Annotated in this window: 18 protein-coding genes; 8 read left to right on the plus strand and 10 right to left on the minus strand. The window is 71.6% G+C overall.

The genetic code is table 11. The features are described from left to right. Positions 1-159: 159 nt before the first annotated feature. From ACFYOY_RS11080 to coxB, 3 genes are read right to left on the minus strand one after another with little or no spacing between them, the layout of a single operon-like run. Positions 160-558 (minus strand): cytochrome c oxidase subunit 4, encoded by a 399-nt coding sequence (locus ACFYOY_RS11080; protein WP_351905293.1) that lies wholly within the window; start codon positions 556-558, stop codon positions 160-162. Then, positions 555-2,294, minus strand: a complete 1,740-nt coding sequence (gene ctaD, locus ACFYOY_RS11085) for a cytochrome c oxidase subunit I (RefSeq protein ID WP_093461176.1) — start codon at positions 2,292-2,294, stop codon at positions 555-557. The genes ACFYOY_RS11080 and ctaD overlap by 4 nt, the downstream gene beginning before the upstream one ends. Next, complete coding sequence (coxB, locus tag ACFYOY_RS11090; protein ID WP_351905290.1) at positions 2,291-3,253, minus strand: cytochrome c oxidase subunit II; 963 nt, start codon at positions 3,251-3,253, stop codon at positions 2,291-2,293. The genes ctaD and coxB overlap by 4 nt, the downstream gene beginning before the upstream one ends. A gap of 474 nt (positions 3,254-3,727) precedes the next feature. Between coxB and ACFYOY_RS11095 the strand changes: the two genes are divergently transcribed. After that, positions 3,728-5,137: a cysteine desulfurase/sulfurtransferase TusA family protein gene (locus ACFYOY_RS11095; RefSeq protein ID WP_388586119.1), complete on the plus strand. Its 1,410-nt coding sequence runs from the start codon at positions 3,728-3,730 to the stop codon at positions 5,135-5,137. Between the two features lie 249 nt (positions 5,138-5,386). Here ACFYOY_RS11095 and ACFYOY_RS11100 read toward each other — a convergent pair whose 3' ends face one another. Further along, positions 5,387-6,361, minus strand: a complete 975-nt coding sequence (locus ACFYOY_RS11100) for a carbohydrate kinase family protein (protein WP_351905285.1) — start codon at positions 6,359-6,361, stop codon at positions 5,387-5,389. A 170-nt stretch (positions 6,362-6,531) separates the two neighbouring features. Between ACFYOY_RS11100 and ACFYOY_RS11105 the strand changes: the two genes are divergently transcribed. Together ACFYOY_RS11105 and ACFYOY_RS11110 are read left to right on the plus strand one after the other, a co-directional pair. Continuing rightward, on the plus strand, positions 6,532-6,756 hold the full coding sequence (locus ACFYOY_RS11105; RefSeq protein ID WP_351905283.1) for a hypothetical protein: 225 nt from the start codon (positions 6,532-6,534) through the stop codon (positions 6,754-6,756). A gap of 91 nt (positions 6,757-6,847) precedes the next feature. Next, positions 6,848-8,326: a hypothetical protein gene (locus ACFYOY_RS11110; RefSeq protein ID WP_351905280.1), complete on the plus strand. Its 1,479-nt coding sequence runs from the start codon at positions 6,848-6,850 to the stop codon at positions 8,324-8,326. A 93-nt stretch (positions 8,327-8,419) separates the two neighbouring features. Here the strand turns inward: ACFYOY_RS11110 and ACFYOY_RS11115 are convergent, their stop codons facing one another. Continuing rightward, a complete protein-coding gene (locus ACFYOY_RS11115; protein WP_020871998.1) occupies positions 8,420-8,773 on the minus strand; it encodes an iron-sulfur cluster assembly accessory protein in 354 nt (117 codons plus the stop codon). A gap of 227 nt (positions 8,774-9,000) precedes the next feature. On the opposite strand from ACFYOY_RS11115, the gene nadA reads away from it, so the two are divergent. Further along, positions 9,001-10,188 (plus strand): quinolinate synthase NadA, encoded by a 1,188-nt coding sequence (gene nadA, locus ACFYOY_RS11120; protein WP_351905276.1) that lies wholly within the window; start codon positions 9,001-9,003, stop codon positions 10,186-10,188. Positions 10,189-10,584: 396 nt separating this feature from the next. Here the strand turns inward: nadA and ACFYOY_RS11125 are convergent, their stop codons facing one another. From ACFYOY_RS11125 to ACFYOY_RS11140, 4 genes are all read right to left on the minus strand, one after another. After that, the gene (locus ACFYOY_RS11125; RefSeq protein ID WP_351905273.1) at positions 10,585-11,262 is read right to left on the minus strand and encodes a response regulator transcription factor; all 678 of its coding nucleotides are present in this window, start codon (positions 11,260-11,262) and stop codon (positions 10,585-10,587) included. Next, on the minus strand, positions 11,262-12,539 hold the full coding sequence (locus ACFYOY_RS11130) for a sensor histidine kinase (protein WP_388586124.1): 1,278 nt from the start codon (positions 12,537-12,539) through the stop codon (positions 11,262-11,264). The genes ACFYOY_RS11125 and ACFYOY_RS11130 overlap by 1 nt, the downstream gene beginning before the upstream one ends. A gap of 104 nt (positions 12,540-12,643) precedes the next feature. Next, on the minus strand, positions 12,644-12,922 hold the full coding sequence (locus ACFYOY_RS11135) for a hypothetical protein (protein WP_351905267.1): 279 nt from the start codon (positions 12,920-12,922) through the stop codon (positions 12,644-12,646). A gap of 39 nt (positions 12,923-12,961) precedes the next feature. Continuing rightward, positions 12,962-13,735: a PspA/IM30 family protein gene (locus tag ACFYOY_RS11140; RefSeq protein ID WP_351905264.1), complete on the minus strand. Its 774-nt coding sequence runs from the start codon at positions 13,733-13,735 to the stop codon at positions 12,962-12,964. A gap of 270 nt (positions 13,736-14,005) precedes the next feature. On the opposite strand from ACFYOY_RS11140, the gene ACFYOY_RS11145 reads away from it, so the two are divergent. After that, the gene (locus ACFYOY_RS11145; RefSeq protein ID WP_137965427.1) at positions 14,006-14,602 is read left to right on the plus strand and encodes a DUF3043 domain-containing protein; all 597 of its coding nucleotides are present in this window, start codon (positions 14,006-14,008) and stop codon (positions 14,600-14,602) included. A 41-nt stretch (positions 14,603-14,643) separates the two neighbouring features. Continuing rightward, positions 14,644-15,396 (plus strand): bifunctional 2-polyprenyl-6-hydroxyphenol methylase/3-demethylubiquinol 3-O-methyltransferase UbiG, encoded by a 753-nt coding sequence (locus ACFYOY_RS11150; RefSeq protein WP_208521239.1) that lies wholly within the window; start codon positions 14,644-14,646, stop codon positions 15,394-15,396. A gap of 166 nt (positions 15,397-15,562) precedes the next feature. Here ACFYOY_RS11150 and ACFYOY_RS11155 read toward each other — a convergent pair whose 3' ends face one another. Next, positions 15,563-15,766, minus strand: a complete 204-nt coding sequence (locus ACFYOY_RS11155; protein WP_059143388.1) for a hypothetical protein — start codon at positions 15,764-15,766, stop codon at positions 15,563-15,565. A gap of 140 nt (positions 15,767-15,906) precedes the next feature. On the opposite strand from ACFYOY_RS11155, the gene ACFYOY_RS11160 reads away from it, so the two are divergent. Both ACFYOY_RS11160 and cobT read left to right on the plus strand, forming a co-directional pair. After that, on the plus strand, positions 15,907-17,106 hold the full coding sequence (locus tag ACFYOY_RS11160) for a bifunctional adenosylcobinamide kinase/adenosylcobinamide-phosphate guanylyltransferase (RefSeq protein ID WP_388586129.1): 1,200 nt from the start codon (positions 15,907-15,909) through the stop codon (positions 17,104-17,106). A 272-nt stretch (positions 17,107-17,378) separates the two neighbouring features. Then, a complete protein-coding gene (gene cobT / locus ACFYOY_RS11165) occupies positions 17,379-18,473 on the plus strand; it encodes a nicotinate-nucleotide--dimethylbenzimidazole phosphoribosyltransferase (RefSeq protein WP_388586132.1) in 1,095 nt (364 codons plus the stop codon). Positions 18,474-18,761: the final 288 nt, after the last annotated feature.

Below are 18,761 nucleotides of genomic sequence, written 5' to 3' on the forward strand. Positions count from 1 at the left end.
CGGGGGGGGGGGGGCGGGGGGTGGGGGGCCGGGGGGGGCCCGGGGGGCCCCCGGGGGGGGGGGGCGGGGGCCCGGGGGGGGCCCCCGGGGGGGCCCCCCCCCCGGGGGGGGGGGGCGGCCCCCCGCTCGTCTCACCGGCCGCGTCGGCCCACTGGCCGGTTACTGGTTGGCGTTCTCGCCGCGGTAGTACTCGAAGACCCAGCCGAAGAGACCGATCATGATGATCGGGGCTGAGAAGAAGAGCAGCCACCAGCCGAAGACCACGCCCAGGAAGGCCAGGGCGCCACCGACGGCCAGGGAGAGCGGCTGCCAGCTGTGCGGGGAGAAGAATCCCAGCTCGCCGGCGTCGTCCGCGACATCCGCGTCCTTGTTGTCCTGCGCTCCGACGTCCACCCGGCGCGCCGTGAAGGCCAGGTAGTAGCCGATCATGATGCTCAGCCCGAAGGCCAGGAAGAGCGCGGTGGTACCGGCCGGCTCCTTCGACCACACGCCATAGACGATCGCCATGACGAGGATGAAGACGGCCAGCCAGATGAACATCCGGCCTTGGACCTTCACTTGCCGGCCTCCTTACCACCCGCGAGGGCCTTGTCCTCGTCGGGCGCACCGTGGTTCTGGAGCTGGTCGAGCGCCGCGATCTCCGGGTGGTGCAGGTCGAACGCCGGGGATTCGGAGCGGATCCGCGGCAGGGTGAGGAAGTTGTGCCGCGGGGGCGGGCAGGAGGTCGCCCACTCCAGCGAACGTCCGTAACCCCAGGGGTCGTCGACCTCGACCTTCTTGCCGTACTTGGCGGTCTTCCAGACGTTGTAGAGGAACGGCAGGATCGACAGGCCCAGCAGGAAGGAGCTGATGGTCGAGATGGTGTTCAGCGTGGTGATGCCGTCGGCCGCCAGGTAGTCGGCGTACCGACGGGGCATGCCCTCGGCGCCCAGCCAGTGCTGCACCAGGAACGTGCCGTGGAAGCCCACGAACAGCGTCCAGAAGGTGATCTTGCCGAGCCGCTCGTCCAGCATCTTGCCGGTGAACTTGGGCCACCAGAAGTGGAATCCGGCGAACATCGCGAAGACCACGGTGCCGAAGACCACGTAGTGGAAGTGGGCCACCACGAAGTACGAGTCGGAGACGTGGAAGTCCATCGGCGGCGACGCCAGGATCACACCGGTCAGACCACCGAAGGTGAAGGTGATCAGGAAGCCGATCGCCCAGAGCATCGGGGTCTCGAAGCTCAGCGACCCCTTCCACATCGTGCCGATCCAGTTGAAGAACTTGATACCGGTCGGCACCGCGATGAGGAACGTCATGAACGAGAAGAACGGCAACAACACTCCGCCGGTGACATACATGTGGTGGGCCCACACCGTCACCGAGAGACCGGCGATCGAAATCGTCGCGGCGATCAGGGAGATGTAACCGAACATCGGCTTCCGGGAGAAGACCGGAATGACCTCGGAAATGATGCCGAAGAACGGCAACGCGATGATGTACACCTCTGGATGGCCGAAGAACCAGAAGAGATGTTGCCAGAGCAACGCGCCGCCATTGGCCGCGTCGAAGACATGTGCCCCGAATTTTCGGTCCGCCTCCAGGGCGAACAGCGCGGCGGCCAGCACCGGGAAGGCGAGCAGCACCAGCACCGCGGTCAGCAGCACGTTCCAGGTGAAGATCGGCATGCGGAACATCGTCATGCCCGGAGCGCGCATGCAGATGATCGTGGTGATGAAGTTGACCGCACCGAGGATCGTGCCGAAGCCGGAGAGGGCCAGACCCATGATCCACATGTCCGCGCCCACACCCGGCGAACGGACCGCGTCCGACAGCGGGGAGTAGGCGAACCAGCCGAAGTCGGCGGCGCCCTGCGGGGTCAGGAACCCGCCCACCGCGATCAGCGAGCCGAAGAGATACAGCCAGTACGCGAACATGTTCAGCCGCGGGAACGCCACATCGGGCGCACCGATCTGCAGCGGCATGATCCAGTTCGTGAAGCCCGCGAACAGCGGGGTGGCGAACATCAGCAGCATGATCGTGCCATGCATGGTGAACGCCTGGTTGAACTGCTCGTTCGACATGATCTGCGTGCCCGGACGGGCCAGCTCGGCGCGCATGAAGAGCGCCATCAGGCCGCCGATGCAGAAGAACGCGAACGACGTCACGAGGTAGAGCGTGCCGATCGTCTTGTGGTCCGTGGTGGTCAGCCACTTGACGACGACATTGCCCGGCTGCTTCCGACGCACCGGAATCTCCCGCTCTTGCGAGGCGGTCGTACCGGCACCCTGGGGTTCGTTGAGGATGCTCACTGGATCTTGGTCTCCGCGTTCTTGGCGGCGTCCGTCTGCTCAATGCCCGCCGGGATGTAGCCGGTCTGGCCCTTCTTCGCCAGGTCCTTGAGGTGCTGCTGGTAGCGCTCCGGCGACACGACCTTGACGTTGAAGAGCATCCGGGAGTGGTCGACGCCGCACAGCTCGGCGCACTTGCCCATGAAGGTGCCCTCGCGGTTCGGGGTGACCTCGAAACGGTTGGTGTGACCCGGGATGACGTCCATCTTCATCAGGAAGGGGACCACCCAGAACGAGTGGATGACATCGCGGGACGTCAGGATGAACTGGACCGACTCGCCCTTGGGCAGCCACAGGGTCGGGCCCGGGTTGCCGGTCTGCGGGTTCCGCTCACCGGGGGTGCCGGCCTCGTAGACGCCCTCGGCGCCCTTGGGGACGGCGTTGAGCATGCGCTGGGGGATCGAGGAGATCTCCTTGGCTTCCTGCTTCGGACTGGCGGTGCTCCCGTCCACGTTCTCCATGTAGTTGAAGCCCCAGCTCCACTGATAGCCCACCACGTTGACCACGTGGTCGGGCTTCTCGGAGGTCTTGAGGAGCGCGTTCTCATCGCGTGCGGTGAAGTAGAACAACACCGAGACGATGATGATCGGGACCACGGTGTACAGCGCCTCGATCGGCATGTTGTACCGGGTCTGCGCGGGAACCTCGATCTTGGTCCTGCTGCGACGGTGGAAGATGACCGCCCAGATGATCAGGCCCCAGACCAGGACGCCCGTGGCGAGCGCTGCCGCCCACGAGCCCTGCCACAGGGAGAGGATCCGCGGCGCCTCCTCCGTGACGGGGGTAGGCATTCCGAGGCGGGGGAAGTCCTTTGATGTGCAACCGGTGGCGGTCGCCAGGACCAAGCCCGCGGCCAGCGCCTGCAGCAGCTTCCGCCGCACCGGGCGCCGCGACGAGCGGTCGGAGCCGTTGGGACTCACGTAGCGCCTTCCCGAGAGTCTCGCCCGCGCGGTCGGCCGCGGCCGTCTTCTGGTCGGTCGCCGGCCCAGTGCGGGCAGGGGTTTGGATGTTTATGCGGACCAAACCCTACTGGACGCCATTTGGGGTCGCGCGGGGAGGGTGCCCAACGCGCCGGGGCGCTCCACGAAGGGGTGGAATCGCGGGCTCCGGCCGCCTTTTCCGGCCCGCTCCCACCGCGAACTCCGGTCCTGGTTGCGGCCGGGGTGCGGGCCCGGCCACGGCCGGGTGTGCCCCCTGTTCCGGTCCCGGTGCGACCCCGGCTTCGACCGGGTGCGTCCCCGGCTTCGGCGCCGGTGCGGCCCCGCTCCGACCCCCGCTCCGGTCGCGGTGCGGACCTGGCTCCGGTCCCTGCACGTCCCCGGCTTCGGCACCGGAGGTGCCCCGCGCGGGCCGCACCCGTCCGTTTGCCAGTCCCGGCGACTAGCGTTCCGTATGTGCCCTACTTCGACACGGCCTCGTCCGCTCCCTTGCACCCCGTCGCCCGGCAGGCGCTCCTCGCCGCACTCGACGAGGGGTGGGCCGACCCCTCACGCCTCTACCGGGAGGGGCGGCGGGCCCGGCTGCTGCTGGACGCCGCGCGGGAGGCGGCGGCCGAGGCCGTCGGGTGCCGCCCGGACGAGCTCGTCTTCACTCCTTCGGGGACACGCGCGGTGTACGACGGCATCGCGGGGGCGCTCGCGGGCCGCCGACGCGCCGGCCGCCATCTGGTCGTCTCCGCCGTGGAGCACTCCTCGGTGCTGCACACGGCGGCCGCGCACGAGGCGGACGGCGGCACGGTCGCCGAGGTCCCGGTGGACCGTACGGGACGGGTCGCGCCGGGTGGGTACGCGGCGGCCCTGCGGGAGGCCCCGGACGGGGTGGCCCTGGCCTGTCTGCAGTCCGCCAACCATGAGGTCGGCACCCTGCAGCCGGTGGCCGAGGCGGCCGAGGAGTGCGCGGCCGCGGGCGTACCGCTGCTGGTGGACGCGGCGCAGTCGCTCGGCTGGGGCCCCACGGAGGGCAATTGGTCGCTTCTGACGGCAAGTGCACACAAATGGGGCGGCCCTGCGGGAGTGGGGCTGCTCGCGGTGCGCAAAGGCGTGCGCTTCCGTACGGTCCCGCCCACCGACGAGCGGGAGTCGGGCCGCTCCCCCGGGTTCGAGAACCTCCCCGCCATCGTCGCCGCGGCCGCCTCGCTGCGGGCTGTCCGGGCGGAGGCCGCCGCGGAGGCGGAGCGGCTGCGGGGGCTGGTGGACCGGATCCGGGCGCGAGTGCCGGAGCTGGTGCCGGAGGTCGAGGTGGTCGGCGATCCGGAGCGGCGGCTGCCGCATCTGGTGACCTTCTCCTGTCTCTATGTCGACGGAGAGGCGCTTCTCCATGAGCTGGACCGCGCGGAGTTCTCGGTCTCGTCCGGCTCCTCCTGCACTTCGTCCACCCTGACCCCGAGCCATGTGCTGCGGGCCATGGGGGTGCTGTCCGAGGGCAATGTCCGGGTCTCGCTTCCGCTCGGTACGGCCGAGGCGGAGGTGGAGCGGTTCCTGGAGGTGCTTCCGGGGGTGGTGACACAGGTGCGGGAGCGCCTGGGTGCGCCGAAGTCCGCCCAGGCCGCCGTCACCCCGGACGCCGAGCCCGAGCCCGAGGTCGCGCTGGTGGTCGACTCACTCGGCAAGCGGTGCCCGATCCCGGTGATCGAACTGGCCAAGGTGATCGACGAGGTGCCGGTGGGCGGTGTGGTGGTGGTGCTGTCCGACGACGAGGCGGCCCGGCTGGACATCCCGGCCTGGTGCCAGATGCGGGGCCAGACCTACGAGGGCGAGCGGGCGGCCGACCGGGGCGTGGCCTACCGGGTGCGCCGCCGCGCCTAGGCCCTGTCCGGGGGATCTTCGCGCCTGTGACATCAGCGGCTGCCGCCGCGGGGCCCGCGGCGTCTGGTGCAGGGGGTACCTCCCAGCGGTAGCTGGGGGCGCCGTGCCAGGCGTCGCGGGCCCGCGAAGATCCGCCGGACAGGGCCTAGACCCCGGCGGGACCCATGGGGCGCCGGCGGGCCCACGAGGCCACGGGCGGAGCCACGGCAGGGCCCAGGGAACGACAGCCCCCTGGGCGCCCAGCGGGGTTCAGGGGAGGTGGGGCGCGATCTCGCCCGCCGCCTCATGGCCGTACGCCTTGGCGAAGCGCTCCATGAAGTGGCCCCGGCGCAGCTCGTATTCCTGGGTGCCGACCGTCTCGATGACCAGCGTCGCCAGCATGCAGCCCACCTGGGCGGCGCGCTCGAGCGAGAGGTTCCAGGACAGACCGGAGAGGAAGCCCGCGCGGAAGGCGTCGCCGACGCCGGTCGGGTCGGCCTTCTGGTCCTCCTCCGGGCAGCCGACGACGACGGGCTCTTCGCCCTCGCGGTCGATGCGCACGCCCTGCGCGCCCAGCGTGGTGACCCGGGTGCCGACCTTGGAGAGGATCTGCTCCGCGGTCCAGCCGGTCTTGGTCTCGATCAGCGCGGCCTCGTACTCATTGGTGAACAGGTACTCCGCGCCGCCGATCAGCAGCCGGATGTCCTCCCCGTCCATGCGGGCGAGCTGCTGGGAGGGGTCGGCGGCGAAGGGGATGCCGCGCGAGCGGCACTCCTCGGTGTGGCGGACCATGGCCTCCGGGTCGTCCGCGCTGATCAGCACGAGGTCGAGGCCGCCGGCGCGCTCCGCGACCGGCTGCAGCTCGATCTGGCGGGCCTCGCTCATGGCGCCGGTGTAGAAGGACGCGATCTGGTTGTGATCGGCGTCGGTGGTGCAGACGAAGCGCGCGGTGTGCTTGACCTCGGAGATCCGGACGGACGCGGTGTCCACACCGTGCCGGTCCAGCCAGGCGCGGTAGTCGGCGAAGTCCTCACCTGCCGCGCCGACCAGGATCGGGCTCAGGCCGAGCACGCCCATGCCAAAACAGATGTTGGGGCCGACCCCTCCACGGCGGACATCGAGCGTGTCCACCAGGAAGGAGAGGGAGACCGTATGCAGCTGATCGGCGACCAGCTGATCGGCGAAGCGGCCGGGGAAGGACATCAGATGGTCGGTGGCGATGGAGCCGGTTACGGCAATACGCACGGAGTCGCTCCTGCGGGGCGGAGAGATCGGACGCTTCACGCTATCTGCTCAGCCCTGTCCATACGAACGGAAGAAACTACCCAATAGTAGGGCTTTCTTCACCGGCACCCGCTGAATACGGTGCGTGGACGGGGGTACGCGTCGGCGACCCCCATGGACCAGGAGGCACCATGCCCCAGCACCTCAGCCCGGCCCTTCCCGCCACCGGAGCCATCGAGCCCGAGTATCTGGAGGAGCTGCGCGGCGACGGTGCCCGGATGGCGCCGCACTGGGCGGCCACCGTATCGCCTCCCGCCAGGCATGTTTCACCGGTCGCCCCCTCCCGCATCCGGGGGATCAGCGTGCCCGCGGCATCGGCCGATCTGCTGGCCGGCATGTCGGACTACGGCGACTGAAGGAACCGGGCGCGCCTCGGCTCCGTCTCATCGGCATCTCCTCGCGAGGGATGGGACCGTAGAACGTGAGCGGAGCCAAAGGAGCGAAACGGTGAGCACCGAGGACACCGACACCCCGCAGACCCCCGACGACACTCCCCGACCGCGCCGGCGCTCGCCGCTGGCCGTCGTATCGGTGGCGGCCGCGGTGCTGGTCGCCGGAGGTGGCGGCGCCTACTGGGCCTCCACAGCGGCGGACGGCAGCACCCGGGGTCCGGGTGCGGCGGGCGAGGACGGAGCGCCCAAGCCCCTCGCACTGGACGCCTACGCCTCTCCGGGCGGCGAGCGAGGAGGGAACGAGGGCATCGCGCCCGGTGAGCCCGATCCACAGGGCGGCCGCTACGTCGTCACGGGCAAGCTGCCGGACGGGCCGAAGGAGGCCCCGGTCTACCTGACCGACCCGAAGGTCACCAAGGCCGATGTGGCGCGGCTGGCGAAGGCGCTGGACGTCTCCGGCAGCCCCCGCGCCGACCACGGGTACTGGAAGGTCGGCGGCGCCCCGGACGCGAGCGGCCCCACGCTGCGGGTGAGCCAGAACGGCCCGGGCAGCTGGTCGTACTCGCGCTATGGGTCGCCGGGCGGTACGTCCTGCGTCCATCCGGACGAGAAGCCGGACGCGAAGAAGGCCGCCCGGACCGACAAGGGCGATGGGGCGGACAAGCCCGACAAGAGCTGCCCGTCCTACCGCGACGGCGACAAGCGCGGCGACAACGGCGCCGCCGAGGGCCGCGACAAGGCCGTGTCCGAGGAGACGGCCGAGCGCGCCGCCGAGCCGGTGCTCAAGGCGCTCGGGCTGTCGGACGCGAAGCTGGACGCGAGTGGCCTCTACGGCGCCGTGCGGATGGTGAACGCCGATCCGAAGGTGGGCGATCTGCCCACCTACGGCTGGGGGACCAATCTGCAGGTCGGCGCCGACGGCCAGCTGGTCGGCGGCAGCGGCACGCTGGCGAAGCCCAAGGAGGACGACGCCTATCCGCTGCTCAGCGCGGAACAGGCGCTGGAGCGGCTCAACTCGACGTCGGCCAAGGGCGATGGCCCGTCGGGCAAGGTGGACGTACGCAAGGTGACGTTCGGCCTCGCCTCGCACATGGTGGACGGCCGGCGGGCGCTGGTGCCGTCGTGGATCTTCGAGACCAAGCCGACCGGGACCAACCGGGTGGCGGTCACCCTCCCCTACCCCGCGGTGAAGCCGGAGTTCATCAAGAAGGCCGAGAAGCCGGGCCACTCCCCGTCGACCCGGCCGGGCAAGGGGAACCGGACCTCCAAGCCGGATGACATCACCTCGTACAGCGTGGACGGCAAGACCCTGACGCTGCGGTTCTGGGGCGGTGTCTGCAACACCTACTCGGTCTCCGCGAAGGAGACCTCGAAGCAGGTGACGCTGGAGCTCAAGAGCAAGCCGACCCATCCGGGGCGGGCCTGCATCCTCATCGCCAAGCAGCTGGACCGGAAGGTGACGCTGAAGGAGCCGCTGGACGGCCGGAAGGTCGTGGACGGGTCCACCGGTGAGACGGTGCCGCTGCGGAAGTGAGCGGACCGCGAGAGCTGCGGCAGGACACGCGGAAGGGGGCGGGCCCGGTGGGCCCGCCCCCTTCCGTTTCGCTGTTTTCCGCCGCGCCGGGGCTCAGCTGAAGGAGTCGCCGCAGGCGCAGGAACCCGTGGCGTTCGGGTTGTCGATGGTGAAGCCCTGCTTCTCGATGGTGTCGACGAAGTCGATCGAGGCACCGCCCAGGTACGGGGCGCTCATGCGGTCGGTCACGACCTTGACGCCGCCGAAGTCCTTGACGACGTCGCCGTCGAGCGAGCGCTCGTCGAAGAAGAGCTGGTAGCGCAGGCCGGAGCAGCCGCCGGGCTGGACGGCGACGCGCAGCGCGAGGTCGTCGCGGCCCTCCTGCTCCAGCAGGCTCTTGACCTTCGACGCGGCGGCGTCGGACAGGATGATGCCCTCGCTCGCGGTGGTCTCGTCCTGAACGGTCATCTGCTTCTCTCCCGGGTCGTACGGACTACTTGCCGATGGAACCAACCAACGGCGTCCCGGATTCATTCCGGGCCCAGCGCTTATCTCCTGTTGCCCTTCATGCTCGCATACGGGTGGACGCACCGGAATGCGTCACATCGACACAATGTCTCTCGTCAAAGTGACGTGAAGCGGCTATGATAGATAGCGTCATTCTGACGATTAGGGTTTCCAGCGAAGAAAGAAGGGTGCGTGACGTGACCACCGCCCAGCCCCTCGACGTGCAGCCGACCCCGCTCGCTCTGCTGCTTCTCGGCCGGGAGGCCGACCCCCGCAGCGAGCGCGGCGTGGAGTGCCCGGGAGACCTTCCGGCGCCCTCCGACCCGGATCTGGTGGCACGCGCCCGCGCGGCCAAGGAGAAGCTCGGGGACAAGGTCTTCGTCCTCGGTCACCACTACCAGCGCGACGAGGTCATCGAGTTCGCCGATGTCACCGGTGACTCCTTCAAGCTCGCCCGGGACGCCGCCGCGCGACCGGACGCCGAGTACATCGTCTTCTGCGGTGTGCACTTCATGGCCGAGTCCGCCGACATCCTCACCACCGAGGCCCAGCAGGTCGTCCTCCCCGATCTGGCGGCCGGCTGCTCGATGGCCGACATGGCCACGGCCGAGCAGGTCGCCGAGTGCTGGGAGGTGCTGACCGAGGCGGGCGTCGCGGAGGCGACGGTGCCCGTCTCGTACATGAACTCCTCGGCCGACATCAAGGCGTTCACCGGCAAGCACGGCGGCACGATCTGCACCTCCTCCAATGCCAAGCGGGCGCTGGAGTGGGCGTTCCAGCAGGGCCAGAAGGTGCTGTTCCTGCCCGATCAGCATCTCGGGCGCAATACGGCGGTCCGCGACATGGGCATGTCGCTGGAGGACTGCGTCGTCTACAACCCGCACAAGCCGAACGGCGGGCTCACCCCCGAGCAGCTGCGCGCCGCGACGATGATCCTGTGGCGCGGCCACTGCTCGGTACACGGCCGCTTCTCGCTGGACTCGGTCAACGATGTGCGCGAGCGGATACCGGGTGTGAACGTGCTGGTGCACCCCGAGTGCAAGCACGAGGTCGTGGCGGCGGCCGACTACGTGGGCTCGACCGAGTACATCATCAAGGCCCTGGAGGCCGCCCCCGCCGGTTCGAAGTGGGCGATCGGCACGGAACTGAACCTCGTACGGCGCCTGGCCAATCGTTTCGCCGACCAGGGCAAGGAGGTCGTCTTCCTCGACAAGACGGTCTGCTTCTGCTCGACCATGAACCGGATCGATCTGCCGCATCTGGTCTGGGCGCTGGAGTCGCTGGCGGCCGGCAAGGTGGTCAACCGCATCCAGGTCGACCAGGAGACGGAGCACTTCGCCAAGCTGGCCCTGGAGCGGATGCTGGCGCTGCCGTAGGCAGCGTAGTTCGGCGGTGGGGGCGGGGCGCACGATCGTGGCACCCGCGGCGGGCTGCTTCCCCCTCCCCGCCCCTTCCCACAACTGGGGCTTCGCCCCAGCCCCCGCTGGGGTCCGGGGGCGAAGCAGCCCCTGCCACGCGCGGAGCCTCATATCGATGCCGCGGGAAGGGGCGGGGGCGGGTGGCGGACGGCCGCACGCTCTCCCAGATCAGCGGCACGCGGGGGCGGGCGGTCGCGCCGGACTCCCCCGGCACCGGCCCGACTGCACCCGGCTGTTCTACCTCCCGCCGGGCGCGGCCGCCGCCGGACTCCCGGCCCCGGCCAGGAGGGGTTCAGGGGCGGAGCCCCTGGATCGGGAAGGGGCGGGGAGGGGAACAACGCCTGCCGGACAGCCCTACGCGCCCGCGCGGACCAGCCCCGTCTCGTAGGCGATCACCACAAGCTGGGCGCGATCGCGGGCGCCCAGCTTGGCCATCGCGCGGTTGACATGCGTCTTGACCGTAAGCGGGCTGACCTCCAGCCGGGCGGCGATCTCGTCGTTGGACAGCCCGCCCCCGACCTGGACCAGGACCTCGCGCTCGCGGACGGTGAGGGCGTCCAGCCGTGCGGCGTCGTAGGCGCCCTCGTCGCCGCTCCCGTCGCCCTGGGCCAGGAAGCGGGCGATCAGCCCCTTGGTCGCGGCCGGGGACAGCAGCGCCTCGCCGGCCGCCGCGATGCGGATCGCCGCGAGCAGCTCATCGGGTTCGGCGCCCTTGCCGAGGAAGCCGCTGGCTCCCGCCCGCAGTGAGTCCACCACGTACTCGTCGACCTCGAAGGTGGTCAGCATGACCACCCGGACGTCCGCCAGCCGCGGATCCTCGGTGATCATGCGGGTCGCGGCCAGCCCGTCCGTACCGGGCATCCGGATGTCCATCAGGACGACATCGGCCCCCCGGGTACGGGCGATCTCCACCGCCTGCGCGCCGTCGGACGCCTCCCCCACCACCTCCATGTCCGCCTCGGAGTCCACCAGGACGCGGAACGCGCTGCGCAGCAGCGCTTGATCGTCCGCGAGCAGTACCTTGATCGTCATCAGTCCCCTCCCCTACGCGGCTGCAGAGGAAGTCTCACCCGCACCCGGAAACCGCCCTCGGGCAGGGGTGCCGCCTCGCAGCTGCCGCGCAGCGCGGCCACCCGCTCGCGCATGCCCAGCAGGCCGTGTCCGCCGCCGCCGGTCTCCTCCCCGGGCGCAGGGGGCTCCCCCTCCGGCCCCTCGGGCCGCGTCCCCGCTCCGTCGTCCTCGACCGTGATCTCCAGGGCGCTCCCGGGAGCGCCCCCGACACGGGCGATACGGACCTCGGCCGTGGCCCCGGGCCCGGCGTGCTTGTGCACATTGGTCAGCGCCTCCTGGACGACCCGGTAAGCCGTGAGGTCCACCGAGCCCGGCAGCGGGCCCAGCGCCTCCGGCGGCTCCGCCCGGACCCGGACCCGCATCCCGGCCCGTACGAAGCCGTCCACGAGCTGGTCCAGGACGCCGAGGCCGGGGGCCGGTTCGGTGGGGGCGGCGGGGTCGCCGTACTGCCGCAGCAGGCCGACCGTGGCGCGCAGCTCGTCCAGCGCCGAGCGGCTCGCCTGCCGTACGTGGGCGAGCGCCTCCTTGGCCTGGTCCGGGCGGTTGTCCATGACATGGGAGGCGACCCCGGCCTGGACGTTGACCAGCGCGATGTGATGGGCCACGACATCGTGCAGCTCACGGGCGATCCGCAGCCGCTCCTCGGCGACCCGGCGGCGCGCCTCCTCCTCACGGGTGCGCTCGGCGCGGACCGCCCGCTCCTCGATGGCGGCGATGTACGCGCGCCGGCTGCGCACCGCGTCGCCGGTGGCCGCGGCCAGTCCGGCCCAGGCGAACAGGCCCCAGTTCTCCTGCGAGTACCAGGGGTTGAGCGCGAAGAGCATCCCGGCCCCGGTGAGCAGGACGGCCGTGGCGGCGCCGAGCCGCCAGGTGGTGGGGCGGTCGGTGCGGGTCGCGGCGGTGTAGAGCGCCACCACCACCCCGAACACGATCGAGGTGCGCGGCGGACCTTCGTCATTGGTGACGATCTCGACGAGGGTGAGGGCGACGGTGAAGGCGAGCACCCCGCGGGGCAGATCGCGGCGGAACACCAGCGAGGCGGCGACGAGCACGGCCAGCACCACGAAGAGGGGGCCCAGCGGCTGGTCGCGCATGCGCGGACCGGCCACCGCTCCGATCAGGATCAGCGCGAGGACCCCGATCGCCATCAGGGTGTCCAGGGCGCGGGGGTGGGCACACAGCCAGCGGTGCGGACGGGCCAGACCCGGCCCGACGGCGAGGGGAGTCACGGAATCCAACGGTAAGGGCCGCCGCGGGCCGCCCGGCTTCATGGGCGGGCCCGTACCCGGCCGGTGAGGGGAGGCACGACCTGTGCTGGAGTGTGGTCCGGGGGTGCGCCGCACTAGCCCGGAATGAGGCCGTCGTCCTTGAGTATCGCCTTGACTTCCTCGAGGGTCGCCTCCGCCGCGGGGAGGATCAGCTCGGACGGCTGGAGCGCGTCGTCGGGCAGGGGCTCACCGGCCGAGCGCACCGCGTCCAGCAGCGCGCCCAGGGTCTTCCGGAAGCCTTCGTGATCGCCGCCCTCGATCTCGGCGAGCAGCTCGTCGTCCAGCCTGTTCAGTCCGGGCAGATGGCTTTCGGCCACCCGCACCTGGCCCTCCCCCATGATCCGTACGATCATGACGACCTCCTTGGAGACCTCGCCCAGGCGGGGCGCGGGTTACTGCTTGTCGAACTTGTGCGGGGTCTGGGACTGCTGGGCCTCGTCCGTCTTACCGCCCTCGATCGCCTGCTGCGGACTGCCGCCGGCCAGCTCGGCCTTCATCCGCTGCAGCTCCAGCTCCACGTCCGTACCGCCGGAGATCCGGTCGAGCTCGGCCGCGATGTCGTCCTTGGCCATGCCGGACTGGTCGTCCAGGGCGCCGGAGGCCAGCAGCTCGTCGATGGCGCCCGCGCGGGCCTGCAGCTGCGCCGTCTTGTCCTCGGCACGCTGGATCGCCATGCCGACGTCGCCCATCTCCTCGGAGATGCCGGAGAACGCCTCGCCGATACGGGTCTGTGCCTGGGCCGCGGTGTAGGTGGCCTTGATGGTCTCCTTGCGCGTGCGGAAGGCGTCGACCTTGGCCTGCAGCCGCTGGGCGGCCAGGGTCAGCTTCTCCTCCTCGCCCTGCAGCGTCTGGTGCTGGGTCTCCAGGTCGGTGACCTGCTGCTGCAGCGCGGCGCGGCGGGAGAGCGCCTCGCGGGCCAGGTCCTCTCGGCCGAGCGCGAGCGCCTTGCGCCCCTGCTCCTCCAGCTTGGTGGACTGGCCCTGCAACTGGTTGAGCTGCAGCTCCAGGCGCTTGCGCGAGGTCGCCACGTCGGCAACGCCACGCCGCACCTTCTGGAGCAGCTCAAGCTGTTTCTGGTACGAGTAGTCGAGGGTCTCGCGCGGGTCCTCGGCCCGGTCCAGGGCCTTGTTGGCCTTCGCGCGGAAGATCATCCCCATACGCTTCATGACACCGCTCATGGGCCTCGCGCGCCCCCTTCTGACGGACGTGTGACTCCGGCACTCCAACAGACCCAGCCTACGGGGCCTGCTTCCATTACCGCACTGTTCGAGCCCGCTCGCGCTCCTCCTGCAGGACGATCAGAGCGCGGCGGCCTCCGGCGCAAGGAGGAGTGTGTCCCCTGTGTCCCGATAGTGTCCCGATACGGCGGGACTCCGTTGCCCGATCGTTCCCCCTGAGGCTGGGGCGCACACTCCGCAACCCGTACCCTTGGCCCTGTGTTCCGAAGCCGTTCCAAGGATGAGCAGGCCGCTACCACCAAGGTGACCGCGGACCAGCCGCAGCAGACCCGTGACCCGCAGGCGCCCAAGGGCCGCCCCACTCCCAAGCGGAGCGAGGCCCAGACGCAGCGCCGCAGCCTGGCGAAGACGCCGGCCAACCGTAAGGACGCCTCCAAGCGTGCCCGCGAGGCCCGCCGCGCCGATCTGGCCAAGCAGCGCGAGGCGCTGGCCGGGGGCGACGAGCGGTATCTGCCGGCCCGCGACAAGGGTCCGGTGCGGCGCTTCGCCCGCGACTTCGTGGACTCGCGGTTCTCCGTCGCCGAGTACTTCTTGCCGCTCGCGGTGGTCATCCTGATCCTGAGCATGATCCAGGCCGGTGCCATGCAGAGCTATGTGCTGCTGCTGTGGATGGTGGTCATCGTCCTGATCGTGATCAACTCCATCTTCTTCGGCTTCCAGCTCAAGCGGCAGCTGCGTCGGCGCTTCCCCGACGAGAATCTGCGCGGTGCGGTGGCGTACGCCCTGATGCGCACCCTCCAGATGCGCCGACTGCGGCTGCCCAAGCCGCAGGTCAAGCGCGGGGAGCGGCCCTGAGCGGCAGACCCTCCGGCTTCACCGGCGGGGCGCCCGGCTGGCTGAGCCACCTCGGGGGCCTGCGGAACACCGTCCGGCAGGCGCTGGTCGCCCGCCAGCTCGATGAGCAGATCACCGCCCGCTTCCCGGTGGGACAGCGGCTGCGGGTGCTCGACGTGGGCGTCGGCCAGGGCACCCAGGCCCTGCGGCTGGCCCGCGCGGGCCATGAGGTCACCGGGCTGGAGTCCGACCCCACCATGCTGGAGACGGCCCGCACCGCGCTCGCCGACGAGCCCGAGGGCATCCGACGACGCGTACGGCTCCTGGAGGGCGACGGCCGGGAGACCGGAGCACACTTCTTGCCGGGCGCCTTCGACGTGGTGCTGTGCCACGGGGTGCTGATGTACCTGCCCGAACCGGATCCGCTGCTCGCCGGGCTGGCCCGGGTGCTGGCCCCCGGCGGTCTGCTCTCCCTGCTGGTGCGCAACGGTGACGCGCTGGCGATGCGGCCGGGGCTGGCCGGGGACTGGGACACGGCGCTGACCGCCTTCGACTCCCCCTCGTACACCAACCGGATCGGGCTGCCGGTGCGCGCCGACCGGCGCGAGGAGCTGACCGAGACCCTGACCGCGATCGGCGCGCCGCTGCGCGCCTGGTACGGCGTGCGGGTCTTCACCGACCTCGCCCCGGACGACGCCGAGCCGCCCGGCTCCCCGGAGTGGGAGCGGCTGCTGGCGGCCGAGGAGCGGGCCGGCCGCACCGATCCGTACCGCGCGGTGGCGGCGCTGCTGCATCTGTGCGGGGTACGCGGCTGATCCGGCGACGGGGTGGCGGTGTCCACCGCCACCCCGCGCGGGTGATGTCGGGCGCGCCCGCCTGCGCCTCGGCGCGCCTGCCCTACTCGGTGCGTTGGGCTACTCTGCGCGTTTGCCTATCCGGCTCGTTTGCCTATCCGGCGCGTTTGTCCCTCAGGCGCTTTGTCTACTCGCCGCGCAGGCTCATCGGGCCGTAGATCTTCGTACCGTCCTCGAAGAGCGTCACCTGCTCCGCGCCTCCTTCGAGGAGCGCCCGCCACTCCTCACCGATCCACGACTCCGCGTCCCCCTGGGTCGGGAACTCCTCCGGCTGCACCGCGGGCTTCGTCTCCGCCCCGTCGGACTTCTCGAACCGCCATGTCCAAGCCATTCCAGCCTCCTCCATCCCGCCGGCCCACAGGTGATACCCGCCGGTCCACAGGTGATGTCTGCCCGCAGCCTAGGTGACTGATCACTCCGTACGGGGTGGCCCCGCGCGACCCGTGGGATCGGACGCGAGACGATCGGGGCGTGGAACTCACTCTTCTGGGCACCGGAGCCCCCGACGGGCTGCCGCGCCACGGCTGTCCCTGCGCCTCCTGTGCCGCCGCCGTCGGCGAGGAGGCGCGGGCCGCCACCTCGCTGCTGATCGACGGCGCGCTGCTGATCGACCTCACCCCGGGGGCCGCCTTCGCCGCCGCGCGGGCCGGCCACTCGCTGGTCGGCGTCCGGCAGGTGCTGCTCTCCCATCCGCACGCGGGTCCGGCCGTCGAGTTCCCGGCCGGACTGCCGGCGCCGGGGCGGGTGCCGGACGGCCGCACGCTGCCCCTGATCAGCGGTCACCGGGTGCGGGCGGTCGCGCTGGACTCCCCCGGTACCGGCTACGAGGTCACCGGCCCCGGCAGCACCCGGCTGCTGTATCTGCCGCCGGGCGCCGCCGCCGCGGGCCTCGCCGACCCGGCCGAGCCGTACGACATGGTGCTGCTCGATGTGCTGGGCCGCCCCGACGCCCTGGCCGCCCTGCGCGCCTCGGGGGCCGTGGGCGCCACCACCGACGTCCTGGCCGTCCATATCGACCACACCACCCCGCCCGGCCGGGAGCTGCACCGCCGTCTGGCCACGGCGGGCGCGCGGGCGGTGCCCGACGGGCGGACGCTGATCGTCGGCGAGTACTCCGCGGTACCGGATCTGCCGCGCCGCACGCTGGTGCTGGGCGGCGCCCGGTCCGGCAAGTCCCTGGAGGCGGAACGGCGGCTGGCCGCCTTCCCCGACGTCCTGTACGTCGCCACGGGCGGCACCCGCGAAGGCGACCCCGAGTGGGCCGCCCGCGTCGCCGCCCACCGCGAGCGCCGCCCCGGCTCCTGGCGCACCACCGAGACCTGCGATCTGACACCCCTGCTCGCCGAGGACGGCCCACCGCTGCTCATCGACTGCCTGGCGCTGTGGCTCACCGACGCGATGGACTCCGTGAACGCCTGGGACGACGAGAAGTGGGCGAACGGCGGCGAACGCACCCTCCGCGAGCGGGTGTCCGCCCTCGTCGCCGGGGTCCGCGCCACCAACCGTACGGTGGTCGCGGTGAGCAACGAGGTCGGCTCCGGCGTCGTCCCCGCGACCGCCTCCGGCCGCCGCTTCCGCGATGAACTGGGCCGGTTGAACGCGACGTTCGCCGAGGAGTGCGAGCAGGTGCTGCTGGTGGTGGCCGGGCAGGCGCTGACGCTGCGCGGCTGAGCCGTGCCGTGGCCGGGTCCCGGCTGCCCCGGGCCGGGCCCCGGGCGACCCGAGTTGAGTTCCGGGCCGGATCCCGGATGCCCCGGGCCGGGTCGGATCCCGGATGCCCCAAAGTAGGGGCCGGGCCGGATCCCGGATGCCCCGAGACGAGGCCCGGGCGGCCCAAGCCGGGCGGGGTCGGGGCGGGGCCGGGCCGGGCCTGGCCGGACGGCCCCGTACCTCAACCGCCGGGCCTCGTACCGCTTCCCGCCCCGCCCGGTAGGGTTCGGCAGGTGAGTGCTCTCAATCTCGATGACTTCGTCGACCTGATCGAGCGCCCCGACGGGGGCATCCGGCGTGACGCCGAGGAGCGCCGCGAGCGGCTCTCGGTGCCGCCGGGCGCGCTCGGGCGCCTGGACGAACTGGGCGAATGGCTCGCCGCCGCGCAGCAGCGGGTGCCGGTCAAGCCCGTCGAGCAACCCCGCGTCATCCTCTTCGCGGGCGACCACGGCATCTCCGACCTCGGCGTCTCCGCCCGCCCCGCCGGGAGCGCCCACCGTCTGGTCCGCGCCGTGCTCGACGGCGAGAGCCCGGCCGCCATCCTCGCCGCCCGCCTCGGCGCGTCCGTCCGTGTCATCGACATGGCGCTGGACTGCGACCCCGAGGACCTCCCGGAGGAGGTCACCCGCCACCGCGTACGCCGCGGCTCCGGCCGACTCGACGTCGAGGACGCGCTCACCCTGGACGAGGCCGAACGGGCCTTCCGCACCGGGATGGCCATCGCCGACGAGGAAGCGGACTCCGGCACCGACCTCCTCGTCCTCGGCGACCTCAGCGTCGGCGGCACCACCGCGGCGGCCACGCTGATCGCCGCGCTGTGCGGTACGGACGCGTCCGTGGTCACCGGCCGCGGCGGGGCCGCCATCGACGACCTCGCCTGGATGCGCAAATGCGCCGCGATCCGCGACGGGCTGCGCCGGGCCCGCCCGGTGCTCGGCGATCAGCTCCAACTGCTGGCCACGGTCGGCGGTGCCGACCTCGCCGCGATCACCGGCTTCCTGCTGCAGAGCGCCGTACGCCGCACCCCCGTGATCCTCGACGGCGTCGTCTCGGCGGCCTGCGCGCTGGTCGCCCAGCGGGTGGCGTTCCGCGCCCCCGACTGGTGGCTGGCCGGTCAGGCCAGCGGCGAACCCGGCCAGGAGAAGGCGCTCGACCGCATCGCCCTCACGCCGCTGCTCGACCATGGCGTCACGGTCGGCGAGGGCACGGGGGCATTGCTCGCCCTGCCGCTGGTGCAGGCGGCGGCGGCGCTGCACGCGGAACTTCCGGAGAGCTCGGCGGGCTCTGAGAGCTCGGCGGGCTCCGAGGCCTCGGAGGACAACGGCTAGGGGAGTCCGGCGGGTCTTTCCCCACCCCGCCCCTTCCCGATACCAGGGGCTCCGCCCCTGGACCCCCGGCCTGCCACGCGGCGGACCGCACATCGCGGCCGCGAGAAGGCGCGGGGAGGCGAGCAGCCAGCCCGCTCGGCCCGTTACCAGTGGCTTTGCCCCCGGAGCCCGGGGTCCGGGGGCAAAGCCCCACCACGCGACGGAGCCGCATACCGCTGCCGCGAGAAGGCGCGGGGAGGCGAGCAGCCAGCCCGTCCGCGCCCGTTGCCAGAGGCTCGCCCCCGGAAC

This window comes from Streptomyces sp. NPDC007875 (assembly GCF_042868035.1).
In the GTDB taxonomy this organism is placed as follows: Bacteria; Actinomycetota; Actinomycetes; order Streptomycetales; family Streptomycetaceae; genus Streptomyces; species Streptomyces antimycoticus.